Annotated in this window: 17 protein-coding genes and 2 pseudogenes; 2 read left to right on the top strand and 17 right to left on the bottom strand. The window is 61.3% G+C overall.

Annotation, left to right across the window (positions count from 1 at the left end; all coding sequences use genetic code 11):
- Nucleotides 1-174 precede the first annotated feature (174 nt).
- The 12 genes and pseudogenes from Bsp3421_RS09225 to Bsp3421_RS09180 form a co-directional block, all read right to left on the bottom strand.
- Nucleotides 175-2,004 (bottom strand): S53 family peptidase, encoded by a 1,830-nt coding sequence (locus Bsp3421_RS09225; protein WP_273998162.1) that lies wholly within the window; start codon nt 2,002-2,004, stop codon nt 175-177.
- An 833-nt stretch (nt 2,005-2,837) separates the two neighbouring features.
- Nucleotides 2,838-2,999, bottom strand: a pseudogene (locus tag Bsp3421_RS09220) (integrase core domain-containing protein); the annotation flags it as partial.
- Nucleotides 3,000-3,046: 47 nt separating this feature from the next.
- On the bottom strand, nt 3,047-4,309 hold the full coding sequence (locus tag Bsp3421_RS09215; protein WP_273998330.1) for an IS256 family transposase: 1,263 nt from the start codon (nt 4,307-4,309) through the stop codon (nt 3,047-3,049).
- 24 nt (nt 4,310-4,333) lie between these two features.
- Nucleotides 4,334-4,456: an integrase core domain-containing protein gene (locus tag Bsp3421_RS34300; RefSeq protein ID WP_443111503.1), complete on the bottom strand. Its 123-nt coding sequence runs from the start codon at nt 4,454-4,456 to the stop codon at nt 4,334-4,336.
- A 22-nt stretch (nt 4,457-4,478) separates the two neighbouring features.
- Nucleotides 4,479-4,817, bottom strand: a pseudogene (locus Bsp3421_RS34295) (DDE-type integrase/transposase/recombinase); the annotation flags it as partial.
- Between the two features lie 236 nt (nt 4,818-5,053).
- A complete protein-coding gene (locus Bsp3421_RS34290; RefSeq protein WP_443111486.1) occupies nt 5,054-5,317 on the bottom strand; it encodes a transposase in 264 nt (87 codons plus the stop codon).
- Between the two features lie 406 nt (nt 5,318-5,723).
- The gene (locus tag Bsp3421_RS09205; RefSeq protein WP_273998161.1) at nt 5,724-6,443 is read right to left on the bottom strand and encodes an Imm52 family immunity protein; all 720 of its coding nucleotides are present in this window, start codon (nt 6,441-6,443) and stop codon (nt 5,724-5,726) included.
- Nucleotides 6,444-6,452: 9 nt separating this feature from the next.
- Nucleotides 6,453-6,833, bottom strand: coding sequence for a restriction endonuclease fold toxin 5 domain-containing protein (locus Bsp3421_RS33985; protein ID WP_337995275.1), 381 nt, complete (start codon nt 6,831-6,833; stop codon nt 6,453-6,455).
- Between the two features lie 118 nt (nt 6,834-6,951).
- Entirely contained in the window at nt 6,952-7,422 is a 471-nt protein-coding gene (locus Bsp3421_RS09195) for a hypothetical protein (protein ID WP_273998158.1), read from the bottom strand.
- Nucleotides 7,412-7,909, bottom strand: coding sequence for a DUF4123 domain-containing protein (locus tag Bsp3421_RS09190; RefSeq protein ID WP_273998156.1), 498 nt, complete (start codon nt 7,907-7,909; stop codon nt 7,412-7,414). The genes Bsp3421_RS09195 and Bsp3421_RS09190 overlap by 11 nt, the downstream gene beginning before the upstream one ends.
- 6 nt (nt 7,910-7,915) lie before the next feature.
- Nucleotides 7,916-8,347, bottom strand: a complete 432-nt coding sequence (locus Bsp3421_RS09185; RefSeq protein WP_273998155.1) for a PAAR domain-containing protein — start codon at nt 8,345-8,347, stop codon at nt 7,916-7,918.
- A gap of 699 nt (nt 8,348-9,046) precedes the next feature.
- Nucleotides 9,047-10,903, bottom strand: coding sequence for a M24 family metallopeptidase (locus tag Bsp3421_RS09180; RefSeq protein WP_273998154.1), 1,857 nt, complete (start codon nt 10,901-10,903; stop codon nt 9,047-9,049).
- A 292-nt stretch (nt 10,904-11,195) separates the two neighbouring features.
- Between Bsp3421_RS09180 and Bsp3421_RS09175 the strand changes: the two genes are divergently transcribed.
- The gene (locus tag Bsp3421_RS09175; protein ID WP_273998152.1) at nt 11,196-11,897 is read left to right on the top strand and encodes a helix-turn-helix domain-containing protein; all 702 of its coding nucleotides are present in this window, start codon (nt 11,196-11,198) and stop codon (nt 11,895-11,897) included.
- A gap of 161 nt (nt 11,898-12,058) precedes the next feature.
- Nucleotides 12,059-12,565 (top strand): GNAT family N-acetyltransferase, encoded by a 507-nt coding sequence (locus Bsp3421_RS09170; protein ID WP_273998149.1) that lies wholly within the window; start codon nt 12,059-12,061, stop codon nt 12,563-12,565.
- A 126-nt stretch (nt 12,566-12,691) separates the two neighbouring features.
- Here the strand turns inward: Bsp3421_RS09170 and bla are convergent, their stop codons facing one another.
- From bla to Bsp3421_RS09145, 5 genes are all read right to left on the bottom strand, one after another.
- Nucleotides 12,692-13,570, bottom strand: a complete 879-nt coding sequence (gene bla / locus Bsp3421_RS09165; protein ID WP_273998148.1) for a class A beta-lactamase — start codon at nt 13,568-13,570, stop codon at nt 12,692-12,694.
- A 61-nt stretch (nt 13,571-13,631) separates the two neighbouring features.
- Nucleotides 13,632-14,153 carry a Rid family hydrolase gene (locus Bsp3421_RS09160; protein ID WP_273998147.1) on the bottom strand — a complete coding sequence of 174 codons (522 nt, stop codon included), beginning with the start codon at nt 14,151-14,153 and terminating at the stop codon, nt 13,632-13,634.
- Nucleotides 14,154-14,175: 22 nt separating this feature from the next.
- On the bottom strand, nt 14,176-14,529 hold the full coding sequence (locus tag Bsp3421_RS09155) for a hypothetical protein (RefSeq protein WP_273998146.1): 354 nt from the start codon (nt 14,527-14,529) through the stop codon (nt 14,176-14,178).
- A gap of 598 nt (nt 14,530-15,127) precedes the next feature.
- Nucleotides 15,128-15,526 carry a DUF488 domain-containing protein gene (locus Bsp3421_RS09150; RefSeq protein WP_273998145.1) on the bottom strand — a complete coding sequence of 133 codons (399 nt, stop codon included), beginning with the start codon at nt 15,524-15,526 and terminating at the stop codon, nt 15,128-15,130.
- Nucleotides 15,527-15,631: 105 nt separating this feature from the next.
- Nucleotides 15,632-16,834 carry an amino acid aminotransferase gene (locus Bsp3421_RS09145; RefSeq protein WP_273998144.1) on the bottom strand — a complete coding sequence of 401 codons (1,203 nt, stop codon included), beginning with the start codon at nt 16,832-16,834 and terminating at the stop codon, nt 15,632-15,634.
- Between the last annotated feature and the right edge of the window lie 26 nt (nt 16,835-16,860).

Raw genomic sequence — 16,860 nt, 5'->3', positions numbered from 1 at the left:
GAGGAGTGAGAACGAGGCTTGATGCAAACAGCCTCCGTCGTGTGGCTCGGGGGCCAGCCGGGCCGTCATTATCGCCTCACACATCGACCGACAAGAACTGCTGCGACAGAACCTCCAAAGTTCCGGGCGAGTCCTTCACGAACCCGCCCGCCAACGATCAGTAGGTACCTGGAATCAGTGCTGATTGGACGTCGAGATGAAGCCTGGCGTGCTGTTGATGAAGTTGTTGATAGCGGAGATGTCGAAGCTGCCCCAGCCGGATGCGTGGTCCCAGCCGGCAGCGGCCGAATAGGCGCCGTTGCTGCCGCTGGTGACGTCATGCACCGGCAGCGTCTTGCCATACGCGTAGAGGGCCGGCGCGGCAAAGCCGATCGAGTTCGTGTGCGCGCTCTCCAGGCGGGCCCACGAGCCGACGAAGAGCGGCGACGCCAAACTCGTTCCGCCGTTGTTGTAGTACCCGGATCCGTTGGGCAGGGGGTTCTGCGAGTTGGCGGTCAGGTAGTAGATGATCGGCGAATTGGTCCAGTCCGCATCGAACGCCACGTCAGGAACTGCCCGATAATTTCCGGAGACATTGCTTTGCCAGGCTGGTTTTGCCTCAATCTTGCTGACGCCGCCACCGCTATACGGCCATACTTTTTCGGAGATGTAGCTGTCCGTGACCGTCGTGCTCAGCGTCGTGCCGCCAACCGCGACGACGTACTGCGAACTGGCGGGATAGCTCACGGCTGCTTGAGTCTTGTCACCGTATTCGCCGTTGAAGTTGGTACCGGCTTGAGCCGCGGTCGGGCAAGGATAAGCGCCATTGTCGCCCGATGAAACCGAGAAGGTTTGCCCTTGGGCCACGCCAAGCTTGAAATACGAATCCGCCCAGGCGGTGTCGGTGTTGGCCTGACCATTCAAGGTGCACACTTCGCCGCCGTCACCCCAGGACATGTTGATGACCTTGGCGGTATTGTCGCTGACAGCGCCATTGATCGCCGCGACGAGGCCAGCGGTCGTGACGGTGCTGCCGTTGCGCCCGTAGTTACTGTAGGCGGTATAGAAAGTCAGGCTTTTCACGCCGCCGCTGGTGCCGGCGATCGCCTGCGCATCCATTGCCCATTCGCCCTGCCCGGAGTCGTCGTTGCCGGTGGCGCCCTTCGATCCGCCATAGGCCTTGATCGTCGTAGGCGTTTGCGGAATGCCCTGGTCTTTCTCCATCTTGACCAGGTCCGCCGCGGACGTCGTCATGGAACCCCAACCCACGATAGCCACCGCGGTTGACGTCGCGGCGGCAAGACTGCCGGCGTCGTACACCGTCGCGAATTCCTGCGGTTTGTAGCCATGCGCATTCGGATTGCCGTCGACGCTGGTGACGACCGAGTAAGCGGGTTTCAGCTTCTGGACGGGCATCGAATAAACCCGCGGCTGATTCAACGTTTGCAGCCCGAGCACCCGATCCACCGTATCGCCGAGCGCCGCCGGCACCTCCACGTTCGCCGTATTGGCGATCGCGTCGCGACCGTGAACGTTGAAGTGGCCGATCGTCGTGCGGAACGCCGAGCGCGCCATGCCTACCGTCCCTTGCGCCGTCACGAGCATCCGGTTGGGCGCGACCTGCACGTTGGTGAAGCCCGCCCGGGTCAGGTGGTCCACCACGGCTTGCACCTGCTGCTCGGTAGGCGTATACGTGGCCACGCTCTCATCCGTGCTCAGGAATTTCTGATACGACGCGCTGCCAGGGCGATGCGCCTCCTTGATGAACTGATCCAATGCCCCCTCGTTGCGAAGCTTCATCGTAACGGCAATCGCCAGCGGCTCCGCATCCTTCGCATCACTGGTGAACTGCCCCCCAGCCACTTCCGCGTGCACGTGATTTCGCGTGTGCACCCAGCTTCCTGCTTCGGTGGTTTGGGTTTGCGCCGCCACCGTCGTGCCGTATGCCGCGAGCGCAACGGTCAATGCAATCGCCAGACGTCCACGCGTCAATGCGCGTGATATTTCGTTTTCAGAAACCGACATATTTCAGCACTCCTGATGATTGATCTTGAAAATTGGACGATCTGCGTGGCCGTGACGTCATACGTTGACGCCGGATACCTCCTTCTCCAAAGGAAACCATTGATCTAGGCGCATCGGCCGTGGCGCGTCGACCCCACTGGAACCCGTCTCATCGAGACCTTCATTCATCAATCGATATATTTTGCACTCCTACTTATATCCCACAAGCCATGTCCGGCATGCGGCGGCGCCTGAATTCTCGGCTTCGGCGGTCATTACGGACTCGTCCGGAGTCTGCCGGATGAAATGCTTGAGGAATACAACGCCCGGAGCCCGGACGTATTCAGCGGCCTCTCCGCACGTCTTCCCGCCGCCGCTTCGGTGGCCACGGGATCATCCACGGCCACCGGAATGCACGAATCAGGAATATCCGTACTCCGTACATTCGATCTATAGCGGCCGGGATTCCTACCGGATTTGAAAATCGTGACTGAGTGCCCTTGCGCCCTCTTGATCTGGCACCCACTCCTGAAATGTATGTATAACTAAATATTTCTGTTAGCATTTTGTTTGGTTTAGACCAAACTGCGATAGCTCTCGGGGCACAAGATAACAATCAAAAATTGCACCAGTCAAACTTTATTTGACTTGTGATAAAAATTTTAAGTGGATTTGAGAATCGCGCTTAGGTTTGGTGCGCGGAGTCGTGTGCGCAACACTGAATTGTCAACCACTGGGGGATGATGTCTGATTGAAATCACATTTTCACTCAGAACGCGATTGAATGCGGTCACACAAACGGTTTGCATGGACGTAGGGAAGCACTGTGACCTGAGGCTGAATTTTGTGACCAATCAGGCAGTGAGTCTCGCGTCGATATTATCGGAATCCAACCAGGCTCGACGGACCGTGGCCGGAGGTTGATAGCGATGCGCGCTATGGGGCCCGCGCTCGTTGTAGAACTGCCGCCAGCGTTCGATGAGTACCTTGGCCTCGGCACGGCTGCGGAACGATTCCGGACCTGTCCGCATTTTTGTGGGCGAGGCGGTTGAACAACCAGTGATCAGCGGGCTTGCGTAAATCGCTCCCCGAACAGAATAGCAAACTGGTTCATCGCGGATTTCCAGTCGAAGGTCGTTCGTACCGACTTGGCCAGCACGTTGCGCAGCGCGAGCCAGAGCAGTTTGACGGCGGCTTCGTCGTGTGGGAAGTGACCGCGGGTCTTGATGATCTTGCGCAGTTGCATGTTCAAACTCTCAATGGCGTTTGTGGTGTAAACCACTCGCCGAATGTCCGGCGGAAACACGAAGAACGGTGTGACGTGCTCCCAGGCGCGCTGCCAGCACTGGACGATCATCGGATACTTGTTTCCCCATGGACCCTCGGCGAAATCCTGTAGCGCTTGCTGGGCCGCTTGCGCACTGGCCGCGGCATAGATCGGGCGCAACGCTCTGGCGAGTACGCTGCGATCCTTGTAGCTGGCAAACTCCAAACTATTACGGATCAGATGCACGATGCAGGTCTGCACGGTAGTCTGGGGATAAACCGTGCCGATTGCCTCGGGAAGTCCTTTCAGACCGTCAACCACGGCAATCAGAATATCCTGGCAGCCGCGTACCTTCAGTTCATTGAATACCTTGAGCCAGAACTTGGCGCCCTCGGTCTGCTCGATCCACAGCCCCAGCACGTCGCGCTGGCCGTCAGCCTGGATGCCCAGTGCCAGATACACGGCCTTGTTGCTGACGATTCCGTCATCGCGGATCTTGACCCGCAGCGCGTCGAAGAACACCACCGGATACATTGTTTCGAGCGGCCGGCTTTGCCAGGCGAAAGCCTCGGCCATGACCTCGTCGGTTACCGAACTGATGAAATCGGGAGACACCTCGGTACCGTAGCTCTCTGCCAGAAACGCTTGAATCTCGCGTACGCTCATGCCGCGCGCGTACATCGCGATGATGCGCTCATCGAAACCGGTAAAGCGGCGCTCGTGCTTGGGAATCAGGATTGGCTCGAAGCTACCGTCGCGATCACGAGGCACTTCGACCCGGACCGGGCCGCGCTCCGTCATGACCGTCTTGCCGCTGGCACCGTTGCGCTCGTTGGCCTGTCCAGGTGGCTTGGGCTGTCCGGACGGGTAACCCAGGTGCAAATTCATCTCAGCACCCATGGCGCGCTCGATGAGTGCCTTGTTGAAGGCCAGCATCAGGTTCTGCACCTCGGCTGGCGTCATTGGACCAGTAACCAACTGGTCAAGCAGTTCTTTGGGCAGGTCCGGCAGCGGGCCCCGCTCCGCCGCCTGCGCAGCGGCTGTTCGTTTTTTCGGCATCGGCATATCCATGACTTTTACCTCTCATGATATGCCCCGCCCACAAAATCCCGGACAGGTCCACGATTCCCGGTTCAGCAATTCGTCACGCAACTTGCCGTTGAAGCTCTCGACGAACCCGTTTTGCCACGGACTGCCTGGCGCGATGAAGGCCGGACCGATTGCAGCGTCTCGCAGCCAGCTGCATGACCTTGGCAGCGGTAAATTCAGCGCCGTTGTCAGGCCGAACGAACGCTGGCTTGCCGTACAGCCGCATCAGTCGCGACAGCGTCAAGATCACATCCTGCGACCGCAAGCTGGCGCCGACTTCGATCGCAAGGCACTCGCGGGTGTATTCATCGATCACGCAGAGCATCTTCAACGCCCGCCCGTCCACCAACTGGTCGTGCACAAAGTCATAGCTCCATACCGAATTGGGTTGTGTCGCACCGGGCAAGCGAATGTCGTTGCCACAACGACGACGGCGCGGACGCCGCCGAGGAATGTTGAGCTGCAAGGCTCGCCACATTCGCCGCACGCGCGATTCGCCCATCGCCAGCCAGGCCGACATCCGCCGGTAGCCGAAGCGCGGCACTTCCTGCGCGGCCGCCATCAGTTGCTCGCCCAGGCTCCGATCCTTCTCCGGTTGCTTGAGCGTATAGGTAGCCACCCGGCGAATCAGCCCCAGATAGCAACATGCCTTGCGTTGCGAGAGACCCCGCCGAGTCAGGACTTCCAGCGCTTCGCGCCGGCCCGTTGGGGTACTCATTTTTTTCGGCTGAATTCCTTCAGACCGTCGATCACCAGCATCTGCTCAGCGATCAGGCGCTTGAGCCGATCATTCTCCGATTCCAGATCCTTGAGCCGGCGGGCGTCGGCCACATCCATGCCACCGAACTTGTTGCGCCAACGATAGAACGTCTGTTCCGAGATGTTGTGGCGCTTGCACTGCTCCTTCACCGGTTCGTCCCGGCTTTCGGCCTCGCGCAAGATCCGGATGATTTGCTCGTCGGTAAATCGCTTCTTCATCGAGTTCTCCTTGCCTCTAGGATAAAAGAGAACTCACTTGCCAAATGGCTACAAGAAACGTCCCAGGTCAACAGGATCAAATAATTTGACAGATAGCGAACGCCAACTATCGAATTGGGCACTTTTTCTCGTCGCGGCTGCCATATTTGATTTTTGCAAAGGATTTAATGCACCAAGTACATATAACGGAATATCTTGGTATTTGATTTATTTTCTTTCTAGCGATGGATTCGCAACTTCTTTTCTTAGACTGGTAAGCTTCGTTTCTTTTATTGGGTGCTCAATCCTCGCACTTAGATACGAAAACTAATGCATAGAATCAATAGCTGAATCGGGGCGATGGTGGCTTTTTACCCTTTCGCTCCTCCGCCGACCAGTCACCGAAGCCACGTAAGACGTCCGACGCTCAACCGATCTCGCCCAGCAGCGGCAGAAGATCCATCGAAATAAGCCGCGCTTCGATGTTGTGAGCAACGACCAAGTGCTCCTCGTTGTCGATCGAGAACACCTCGTCCTTGATGCTGACGAGGATCGTGCCAAGCCGCTTCTTGCCGTCAACTGAATGCACGGGTATGAGTTCCTGCGCTTCCGGAATTTGCTGGGCGGTAAATTCGATGGGCAGGTACAGCATCCAACCGACGCCGGGACGATCATCAAATGCCTGCTTTTGCTCATACCCGCCAGGCGCTGCAGTAACAACCGCAGGTGAAAACTCCAGCGCCAGCCGCTTCACCACACTGGCAACAAGCTCCTTGCTATCGAGAAACGCACCTCGCACGTCAATGGTGACGACATCCGGAAAATCCCCCCCGCAGGCCATCGTCTCAATCGAACCGCCTACGTCATCGCCGGCCACGTTTAGCCAAATTCCGATGACAGCGCTACCCTGACCTTGGTATTTGCCATCCAGCTCCGTGAGCACCGCCGGGTCCGGCGAACCATCAGCCGCATACACGGAAGTCTTTTGTGCTTCTTCGAGGGTATCGCCCCTCATGCGCCAATTCGAGCGAGCGACGGACGCATCGCCGGCCGCCATCGCATCGATTACTGCGCCAATTTTGGCAAAGGTCAGGGCGAAATTCGTCGGGGCAATCCCATCCGCCTTGATGATGCTCTCAATTTTCATGATGCTTTCTTACGGAAAGTGTTCTGACTCAATACCGAGGAAGCGAAAGCGACTCGACATCTTCTGATACGTCAGCGGTCCTTGAAAATAATACCTGAGTCGCGTGGGTGGATTTGCCTTCACCTTCTTGGCCCGCTCCAGCGCCTGCTCCATCATCCCATCCCACCCCGTGAAGAAATCTGTCGCTCTGGGGATAGACCCATCGAGGAACTGATCGTAGTTCCCCTTGGCTTCCTGTAGCAGGCATTCATTCGCCCTGAACCCATCAAAATCGATCCCTAGCCACTCCCACTCATCACTCCAACGGCAATTCTCCGTGTCGAACGCAAAGCCTGTCACACGGGCTTGATACCGATAAGCAGGCCAGTTTGGGCCGTGCCTGCTTCGCATGAGTGCACCCGTCTGCTCCGGCGGACATTTCTTGCAAGGTTCGGTTGAATCCGAGATTGTTCGCGATTCCGTTCTCGACTTCGCCCGATCATCCCCCTTGCTGACGTCACCTCGGAGACTACCGATCCCCGCTACCGCCGCCCCGCCCAATAAAGCGCTTCCAATAGCTGACAATGCCGGACCCGCCTCCGCCGCTAACGCTGTCACCAGGGGGATAAACGGTACTGCCATGTGGGACTCCCTTCAAGCTGTCAGGATGTTGTGATCGCCAGGTGACTTCCTGAACGTAGACGTGAAAACGCTCATCTGCACTGCGACCGGGTTTGGTCAGCCAGGCATGCGTTGCGGGTTTCGCATAGAAGCTCGGCGAATATGCTTCGACCTTCAGAAATTGAACGAGGTGCTCGCTGTCCTGAATGCCAAGCGCATGGGCGGCTTGATACGCCTCCCATAGTCGATTCCGAAGGTCAGTGCCCTGCGTCAACGCAGGATCGGCTTTTATCATGTCGCGTCGCACACCATCCACGAAGTTGCGAGCCTCGCCCTCCGCAAGCGCCGACAGATGAGCAGGCGTGAGATTAAGCGGCATGAGGATGCGCCCTGAATAACTGTCCGTCGATCTCGATCAGCCAATCGAAAGTGGGCGAGAAGAACACTGTCCGTTCGGTCACACTCAGCGCCGGAGCGAAATGGCGCATCACACGAGCGTCGTAGTAGCGAAGCATCACGGATCGACCATCCGGCAACGCGCCCTCCAGTCGTTCGCGAAGCTCTCCCGCAAGTTGACCCGGACGATAGGCACTGATGATCCAGTTCACCCCATACTCACCCCGCGCCATTTGCTCAATCACGCACTGGACCGGACCTTCAACCGTTGCATAGTCGAACAGCCAGGGGCCAGCATTCGCGAGTGACGCATCCGGCGTTCCATCGAGCAGGGCTATCGCCGACTCGCCTGCCCTCTGTGGTGCGGAGCCTCCGAGTTCAGAAAACAACAGGCCGTCCGCGAGCGCGAACAGACGAACCGGAAGGCCCGCCCGCTGCTGCCATGCTGCAAAGAAGGTATGAATGCGCATCGTCCGTCACCCGCGAACGATCATAGAGGCTGCACGCTTGGCGGCCGCAATCATGCACGACAGGCAGAAACCTTCTGACGGCCTGGGTGTCCCGAGATCCAGCACTACCGGACCACCTGTAGCTGAGAAGCCCATTTTGACGAGTGCGTCGGATTCGAAGAACTGATACATCCCGGATTGCAACGCGATCATCGCCGGACGCGGCCTGCACCCACAAGCCACCGTGTCGCCCTCCAACGCCGCTTGACGGCCCATCAGCTCACCCGGCCAGCGCGGTCCTGCCGCAACGATGACCCCAACCTGACCACAGGTCGGACAAGTCACTCTCGCGCCGACGAAGGTCAGCCCAACTCCGTCGCAGCTCATCGTCGGGATGCTGTCCACGACCGTGCCACCGGAAGACGAATGATCACCCACTCTGAGAAAATTCCGTTTCAAGTGGCAGTCCTCTCAATTAATCACCACCATCCCGACGCAATCCGTGCGCCCGCAACGGCATCGGCGCGCTCTTGCCGAGCTACGTCACCGACATAAATAGCGGGGCGTGCTATGAAAAACCGAGATGAACGGCCGCGAACAGCTCGCGAATCTTCAAAACCACACGAGGACAGTCAACCACGACGGCGGCCAGTCACCTACAGAACTTGCAGCGAGGCGAGTCTACGGCCAGACGCATAAGCCGCCCATCCCCAATCACCTCCACACCTGCCTTCACTTTCCCCCGCCCCTTGCCGGAGCAACGGCGCAAGTGGAAAAGCATGCCGACACAAATCGTAGAAAATGCTTTCCAAGCAAGCGGCGCGCATGCCGCGCACCACCATCGACTCTTCTCGCCGCACTTATTTTTTATTGATTTTTAGATACGTCGAGCGTCGACACGGAAAGGAGGTGTCTCGCTTTCCGTGCACCGTCGAAAATTCGGGATATTCACTCGCGGGGAAATCGTCAATCGACCGACACCGGTACGCGCTCGCGCGTACCCTGCGGCGTCCCGTTGCGGTTTCCGCTCAATGCGCAGATCCGGCCGCTAGACATCGGGCGAATCAGGAAAAGTCCAGTCGTCGTTGCAACGACCGGAGCATCACGTGACGGCACAAGTACGCGCCATCACCCACCACCAAACCTACCGCCTCTCGCCTATCCCAGCAACGGACACGCCGTCACCGACGTCCCCCGCTCGACGCACGCACGCTCGTAGCCGCGCAGATAATCACGCTCCACCTCATCGAGCAGATCCAGGTCGATCAGGTCCCAGTCATACCCCACCCACACGATATTCTCGAATTCGACCTTGCCCGCCTCGCATGTCGACGGGTGGATGATCACGACGTTCTCGATCCGCACCCCGCCCTGGCCCGCGAGATAGATGCCCGGCTCCACCGAGATCACCGCCCCCGGCACCAGCCCATAGGTCGAACCCGGGCTGAAGCGCACGCCGCCCTCGTGCACGTGGATGCCGATGCCGTGTCCCGTGCCGTGCGCATAGTCGTAGCCCTGCGCGCGGCAGACCTCGCGCACCGCGTCGTCCACGTCGCCGCCCAGCGCATCCGCCGGGAAATGCGTGACGAGCCCCCTGATCGCGGCTTTCAGCGCAATCGTATAGATCGACTTCTGCCACGGCTGCGCGCGCGTGCCGGGCGTCGCGCTGCGCAGCACGACGCGCGTGCAGTCGGTCGCGAAGCCCGCGTCGTAATACGCGCCACTGTCCATCAACACCAGTTCGCCTTCGGTCAACCGGGTATCCGGATCCGCCGCCGTGTAATGCGTGATCGCGCTATGCGGCCCATTCGCGGCGATCGTCGTGAACGTCAGCGCGACCGCGCCGCGCGCGCCGTACTCGTCGTTGATCCGGCGCGCCAGATCGACCTCCGACGGCGACTCGCCCGGCACGCCGCGCTTCGCCCAGCGCAGCGTCTCGGCAATCGCGGCCGAACTGCGCGAGAACGCATCGCGGAACTGGTCGAGCACTTCGGGCGTCTTGCTCGCGCGCATGGCCTCGACCGGGCTGAAATCGACATGACGCGCCGCCGGCCAGAGATCCGTCACGAAATCCGGCACCGCGCAATTCACGACCGACGTGTCATAGCAAAGCGTGTCGACGCTGAAGCCGCGCAGCACGCGCGCCAGCGCGGCGAGATCGCCCCGCACCACCTGCAACGCGGAACCGGCCTCAAGCTCGACCGGGCACGTGTCGCAACCGTCCGGCAGGAACAACACGATCGCATCGCGCAGCACGAACAGATAACCGAGATGCGACGACGCCTGCGGCAGGTGATAACCGCGGCTGTTCAGCAGATAGCTGAGATCGTCGGCCGTGCAGGTCAGGAAGCAGATGGCCGCGTCGTCGCGGCCGAGATGCGCGCGCAGGCGCGCATCGAGCGCCGCGACCTGATCCGCGACGCGCGCCCCCGTGACCGAAGCCGGCACGCTGAAGATCGGCCTTGCGATCCGCCAGCCGGGCAACCCGATCGCGCGATCGGCCTCGCGCGCGCTGAGCGCGCGCCACGTGAAGTCAGCCGCGGCCGTGCCCGCGACCAGACGCTCGCGCTCGGCGACGCTGAGACGCAACGCGTCGTAGCCGATCACGCGCAGCGATCCGGCGCGCGCGGCCAGCCATTCGACCATCGCCTGCCAGATGCCGAGTTCGAGCGGCAGTTTCTCGACCTGCACGCGCGCGGGATCGCACTGCGTGTCGGCCTGCAAGTGATAGCGGCCGTCGACGAACAGCACGAACCGCTGCGCAATCCCGAGCCGCGCCGCGGCGCCCTCGCTCAGGAAGATGCCGTTGCCGGTCGAGCCGTCGAACGCCGACAGCGCATAGCGCGGGTTGTTCTGACGCGGCAGGTATTCGGTCAGGTACTCGTCCTGCGCGGTCACGATGAATGCATCGAGCCCACCGGCATCCAGCAGCGCGGACAAGCCCGCATGAGTGCCGGCCAGCGACGCCTCATAGTCCGGCACATCGGAAAAGTGGTATTTCAGTCGATCGATCATCGTGGGTCCTTGTTGTCGTTGTCAGGCCGCCCGGGAATGACGAAAAAGTTACAGTCGCCCCGAATTTACGTCAAGCTAAAATTTTAGTGAGACTAAAATCTCACGCGATGTGACAATTCACAACCGGGCGGTTCCCTGTCCATCGGACTGACGATCAAAAAAACAGGCGCGGTACAATGCACGGGCATTGCCGTCGGGACGACTTCGCTGGATAGAGTCAGACGGATGCGCGAGCGCGCGGGGGACGCGCCCGCATCGGCACGTCAGCCAACTGTCGCCTCGTGGGAGATTCATGGATTCGGACATCATGCATATCGGCGGACGCATTCGCCGCCTGCGCCGCGAGCTGAAAAAGACGCTGCTGCAAGTCGCCACCGAGGCCAACCTGTCGGTCGGCTTCCTGTCCCAGGTCGAGCGGAACCTGACGGGCATTTCCATCTCGTCGCTCGTCAACGTCGCGAAGGCGTTGAACACGCCGCTCGGCACGCTGCTCGACCAGCCGCGCCAGGATCAGCCGGACTCTCATCAGGGCAGCCGGGAATCGTACGCGATCCGCGCGACGCAGCAGTGCTACGAACGCCTGTCGACGAGCTTCACGGGCAGCCAGCTCAATGCCGTCAAGGTGCAGATGAAGGAAGGCTATTGCTCGGAATGGGTCGCGCACAGCGGCGACGAGTTCGTGTTCATCCTGTCCGGTGAAGTGCGCTATACGATCGGACGCAAGGAGTATCGGCTCGGTCCCGGCGATTCCCTGCATTTCGACGCGCACCAGCGCCACCGTCTCGCCAATCTCGGCGACGGGCCGGCCGAGCTGATCGCGGTGGGCACGTTGCCGCTGTTCGACGACGACCGTCCGGAGTTTCCCTCGCTGCCGCAGGAGCCGCCCCCAACCGAGGCCGCGCGCCCTGCCCGCACGAAGCAGACGCGCGCCGCCGCGGCCGGCATGACGACGGCGACGTTGCGCGCGGGCAAAGGGAAAAAAGCGCGTTCGTGAAGCGCGTAGCGCTGTCGCGTCCGGCCTGATTGGATCAGGCTGGAATGCGGCCGACAACGCGTCGGCCCACGCATCGGCAACGCAGCGCGTCGTTTTCGGCGCACGCGCCCGGGCATGAGCCGGTCACGCAACATCATTCGGTCAATCTTCGGAAAGCCTTCATGTCCATCGAGACGCTCGCCGTCACCATCCGCCCGGCCACGGAAGAAGACTGGGCCGCCCTGAAGTCGATCCGCCTCGACGCGCTGCGCGACAGCCCCGCCGCGTTCGGCCTCAGCTATGCGATCGCGTCCGCGTACAGCGAGCAGCAATGGCGCGACCGCGCATCGAGCAAGACCCCGCCCGAATTCCTGCTGGCGATCCGCCAAGAGCAGGCCGTGGGCCTGATCGGCGACAGCGTCGGCGCGTCGAACGAATACCACCTGATCGCGATGTGGGTGCGCCCCGAATGCCGCGGCGCAGGCATCGCGGACCGACTCGTCGGCGCGATCAAGGCGCGCGCGGTGGCGCGCGGATATCGGCGGGTCGTGCTGAGCGTCGCGCCGGACAACGCGTCGGCCGTCGCGCTCTATCAGCGGCAAGGCTTCAGGTTCCTGCCGGAATGGGAGCCGCTCGCGAGCCAACCCGGCGTCAGCGTTCAGAAGATGGAATGGCGGGACGATCATTGACGGCCCCGGCGCGGCACCCATCGCGCACGACGCATGCGTTTTCCCGCCGCCTTGATCGAGGCGGCCGCCTGGCCTCGACAAGACGATTCGGCACTGCCTCCGAACCGCCTTGACGCCCTCGATCCGTCAGGACAAGGCGAAACTTCGCGCCCATCGCCCGACATCCGCGATGGCGGCGTCCTGCTGTTTCGATTCGACTTTGGCCTCGGCAAGGTACGCGACGACGACGATCGGTTGGCCCGTCGGCGACCAATACACACCGACGTCACCCGCGGCGCCCGTGCCGGCATTTCCGCTTCCCGTCTTATCGGCAAGGCGCCATCCGTCGGGCATTCCGGAACGGAACCGCGCGCCGCTGTATTTCGTCGCGGCCATCCATCGCGTCAACTGTTCCCGGGATGCCGGACTGAGCCCGTCTCCCAGCAGCAATCGACTCAGATTGGCCGCCATCGCAGACGGCGTGGTCGTGTCTCGGATATCGCCGGGCAATGCCTCATTCAGGAAAGGCTCCCCTCGATCGAGGCGCGTATCGGGATCGCCGATCGAGCGCACGTACCCGTTCCACCCAGCGATCCCGCCCAGTTTGTCGAGCAGCAACTGCGTGGCGGTATTGTCACTTTCGGTGATGGCCGCCTCGCACAGATCGCCGATCGTCATGCCCTGCCCGTCGGCGTGCCGCCGCGTGACCGGAGACCAATCCATCAGGCTCGCCTTGGAAAACGACACGCGACGATTCAGGCTGAGTCGCTCACCGTCCACATGGTGGAGTACGTGCGCGGCGACGAGCCACTTGAAGGTGCTGCAAAGCGGGAATCGCTCGTGCGCCCTGTGGCCGAATGCCTGGCCGGCACCCGTCTTCAGGATAGACACGCCGAGCCGCCCACCCGAGTCTTTCTCGAGCGCGGCCATGGCCGCCTCGAGATCGACTGACTCGAATGCGGCGGCGAGTCGCGGCAACCCACCGAGCATGCCGCTACCCATGATGAGGAATGTTCTTCTGTTCATGTGAAAGTATCAAATCGAAATGCCTCGTGATCGAATGAAAGCACTCGATCCGCCGGCGCAATCAGGTATTCGCGTCCGTTCGAGAGGGCTTGACGCGCGCGGCGACAACGTCGATTTCCACCCGCCAGCCTGGATTCGGCAGGCCGGCGATCTGGACCAGGGTGCGCGCGGGAAGATTGGGCTGCGCCTCGGTACCGAAAAACCGCACGTATGCTTCCATGAAACCCCGCGTGTCCATCCTGCCGTCGCTTGCCGGGTCCCCAACCAAGTAGACCTGCATTTTGACGACGTCGCCAAGCCCCAGCCCGAGCTCGCCCAGCGATCGCTCAATCGCCTTGAAGATCCCCTCCGCCTGCTGCCGGGTGCTTTCGCCGTAGGCCCGTATGTCGTCCGTCCGATATTCGGCATGCTGCACCGGCGGCGTCTTGCCGGAGAGGTAGACAAGCGAGGCAGTTGCCGGAATCTCGACGGCAGCCGCAACGGGAACGGTCGAATTGGCGACGCGATAGCGGATCACGTCATCGGCGGCCTGGGTCGCGCACGACGCCATCGCGAGCATCGCAAAGAGCATCGGAATTTTCATCATCGTTCTCCTGCCGGACATTTCACTTGATCAAATCAAGCATCAGCAATCCGGCCCGTTGCGATTGCGTGACCAGGGAATCGACATCGAGCGTTTCCTGTGGCGAATGCTCACCGCTGCCATTCGCGCCGATCCCGACGAGCGCCGTCGAGATATATGGCGCGACATAGGAAATATCGCCGCCACCGCGCAGTTCCGCCGGCAGCAAACTGATTTTTTCGTATCCCAATCGCTGGCTGACCAGATTGTATTTCTCGAACAACTCGCGACTCTCCTCGGTTGAGTTCATTGAAGGCAGGGCCTCCTCGAATGGAAAAACAAAACCAGCTTCAATGAACCAACGCCAATGCACCTTCTTCGCACGCCCATCCTCCATTCACACACTTGAACGCCCTTCCAACCCCCGGCCACCCGCCTCATCATCCATTCGGACAGCTATATTTTCACCAAGGCCAAAGCGCCGGAGCCATGGACAGGCAAATAGGAACTCGTCATGGGTCGGTCTAAAGCAAGGCAGCACCTTCGCCCTGCTGCTGCCGGGGTGGCAGCCTACGCCGTCGAACCTGATCCGATCCGATCGCCCGTTGAGCGCGAAATCGGCGCTTCGTACAGGTGGAAGGCAACTCGAGAGATTTTCCAAACCTTCGGACCAGGCATCGCAGGCAGCGCCAGAAATTTCTTTTTTTAAGTATCCGGAAATTTCATTTTTCTTACAATCAACGATATCTTGGCGCAGCCTATAGAAAAACTATGGACGAGGCGTTTCGTGGGTTGCAGCCTGTCGCCACGCGCCCTTGCGCGCCGATGCGCCGATGCGCCGATGCATCCACGCCACCAAGCCTCCCTTATCCGAACGACAGGCGACCGGAACCCGGACATTTTTTCAATCCGGACAGACGCATCCTTGAGTGCGTCACATGCATCGGAACCGGCATCGTTCAAATTCGCGCGCCCCGCTCCAGTCGCGATCGGATTCAGCCCGGCTCGCCGCGGATCACCGCCCCGCGCTCGGCCAGCAGTTGCCGCAATACGCCGCGATGGCAGCGCGCCTCATCCTCGCAATAACATCCGATCGCGAAATGCGTGCTCGCCGACAGCGCCGCGAGCGTGTCCAACACCTTCTCCGCATCGCCGTGGCCCATCTCCGCGCGAAACTTGCGGACGAACACGCGCCACTGCACATCAGTGGTCGCGGCCTGCGCCTCGGCCACCAGCTCCGCACTCGGAGACAGTGTCGGTAGCCACACGTCGTAATAGTCCCGCGACGCGAACTCCGCCCTCGGCACCCCGCGCGGCGGCCGGCGCACCGTGCCGATGCGCACGCCCTCATCCGCGCCGCGCGGCGCGCCAAGCCTGACGATGCTGATGCTCATCACCCCTCCCGGTCTTCATCCTGCACGACGCGCCATGTGACGCCCCAAAGCAAAACGGCGAGGCTGCGCCTCGCCGTTTTCCGCTTTCAGCGCATGCTGCGCGCCTCAGACACCGCTTGCCAGCACCGCGCCGATCGCCTCCGACACAATCCCGACATTCGACTCGTTCAAGCCCGCGACGCACATCCGCCCCGAGCGCAGCACATATACGCCGTGGTCGTTGCGCAGGCTCTCGACCTGCGTCTCGGTCAGCCCGGTATAGGTGAACATCCCGCGCTGCTTCACGTAGCGCGCGAGCGCCTCGCCCTGCACGTGCGTCCGCAGGCCGTCGTGAATCGCGCTGCGCATCTTCGCGATGCGCCGGCACATCGCGGCCAGCTCCTCTTCCCACTGCGCGCGCAGCGCGGGCGTCGTCAGCACCTTCGCGACGACCTTCGCGCCATGCGTTGGCGGATTGCTGTAGTTCGCGCGCACCGCGCTCGCCAGTTGGCCCAGCACGCGCTCGGCCGCCGTGGCGTCCTCGCAGATCACGCTCAGGCCGCCGCAGCGCTCGCCATACAGCGAGAAGTTCTTCGAGAACGAATTCGCGATGAACGCCGGCATGCCGCGACGCGCGATCTCGCGCACCGCGAACGCGTCGTCGTCGAGGCCCGCGCCGAACCCCTGGTACGCCATGTCAACGAACGGCAGCAGTTCGCGCGCCTGCAGCACGTCGATCAGCTTCAGCCATTGCGCCTCGTCGAGATCGACGCCCGTCGGGTTATGGCAGCACGCGTGCAGCAGCACGACGCTGCGCTTGGGCAGCGTGTCGATCGCCGCCAGCATCGCGTCGAAGCGCAGGCCGCCCGTGGCCTCGTCGTAGTACGGATAGGTGTTCACCGTGAAGCCCGCGCGCTCGAAGATGAAGCGGTGGTTCTCCCTGCTCGGATCGCTGATCCACACCTGCGCATCCGGGAAGTAACGCCGGATGAAGTCCGCGCCGACCTTCAGCGCGCCCGAGCCGCCAAGCGTCTGCAGCGTCGCGATGCGGCCTTCGCGGCGCGCGTCGCTGGTTTCGCCGAACACCAGCGACTGGATGGCCGCGCGATACGCGGCCATCCCCGTCATCGGCAGGTACGGCGTCGGGCCCGGCTCCGCGCCGAGCGCGGCCTCGGCTTCGCGCACGGCGCCCATCACGGGGATCCGGCCGGCGTCGTCGAAGTAGATGCCGATGCTCAGATTCACCTTGCGGGTGCGCGGATCCTTCTGGAAATTCTCATTCAGCGTAAGGATCGGATCGCCCGGATACGCATCGATATGTTCAAACATGGCGGTTTCTGACTGATGGAAAATTC

The sequence above is a fragment of the Burkholderia sp. FERM BP-3421 genome (genome assembly GCF_028657905.1).
In the GTDB taxonomy this organism is placed as follows: Bacteria; Pseudomonadota; Gammaproteobacteria; order Burkholderiales; family Burkholderiaceae; genus Burkholderia.
This window is presented reverse-complemented; position numbering and strand designations above follow the sequence as displayed.

What these genes read in the sequence shown, in the direction of transcription:
- Bsp3421_RS09225 (WP_273998162.1), bottom strand. Translation starts at nt 2,004, where the DNA reads ATGTCGGTTTCTGAAAACGAAATATCACGCGCATTGACGCGTGGACGT.
- Bsp3421_RS09215 (WP_273998330.1), bottom strand. Translation starts at nt 4,309, where the DNA reads ATGCCGAAAAAACGAACAGCCGCTGCGCAGGCGGCGGAGCGGGGCCCG.
- Bsp3421_RS34290 (WP_443111486.1), bottom strand. Translation starts at nt 5,317, where the DNA reads ATGAAGAAGCGATTTACCGACGAGCAAATCATCCGGATCTTGCGCGAG.
- Bsp3421_RS09205 (WP_273998161.1), bottom strand. Translation starts at nt 6,443, where the DNA reads ATGAAAATTGAGAGCATCATCAAGGCGGATGGGATTGCCCCGACGAAT.
- Bsp3421_RS33985 (WP_337995275.1), bottom strand. Translation starts at nt 6,833, where the DNA reads ATGCGAAGCAGGCACGGCCCAAACTGGCCTGCTTATCGGTATCAAGCC.
- Bsp3421_RS09195 (WP_273998158.1), bottom strand. Translation starts at nt 7,422, where the DNA reads ATGCCGCTTAATCTCACGCCTGCTCATCTGTCGGCGCTTGCGGAGGGC.
- Bsp3421_RS09190 (WP_273998156.1), bottom strand. Translation starts at nt 7,909, where the DNA reads ATGCGCATTCATACCTTCTTTGCAGCATGGCAGCAGCGGGCGGGCCTT.
- Bsp3421_RS09180 (WP_273998154.1), bottom strand. Translation starts at nt 10,903, where the DNA reads ATGATCGATCGACTGAAATACCACTTTTCCGATGTGCCGGACTATGAG.
- Bsp3421_RS09175 (WP_273998152.1), top strand. Translation starts at nt 11,196, where the DNA reads ATGGATTCGGACATCATGCATATCGGCGGACGCATTCGCCGCCTGCGC.
- Bsp3421_RS09170 (WP_273998149.1), top strand. Translation starts at nt 12,059, where the DNA reads ATGTCCATCGAGACGCTCGCCGTCACCATCCGCCCGGCCACGGAAGAA.
- bla (WP_273998148.1), bottom strand. Translation starts at nt 13,570, where the DNA reads ATGAACAGAAGAACATTCCTCATCATGGGTAGCGGCATGCTCGGTGGG.
- Bsp3421_RS09160 (WP_273998147.1), bottom strand. Translation starts at nt 14,153, where the DNA reads ATGAAAATTCCGATGCTCTTTGCGATGCTCGCGATGGCGTCGTGCGCG.
- Bsp3421_RS09155 (WP_273998146.1), bottom strand. Translation starts at nt 14,529, where the DNA reads ATGGAGGATGGGCGTGCGAAGAAGGTGCATTGGCGTTGGTTCATTGAA.
- Bsp3421_RS09150 (WP_273998145.1), bottom strand. Translation starts at nt 15,526, where the DNA reads ATGAGCATCAGCATCGTCAGGCTTGGCGCGCCGCGCGGCGCGGATGAG.
- Bsp3421_RS09145 (WP_273998144.1), bottom strand. Translation starts at nt 16,834, where the DNA reads ATGTTTGAACATATCGATGCGTATCCGGGCGATCCGATCCTTACGCTG.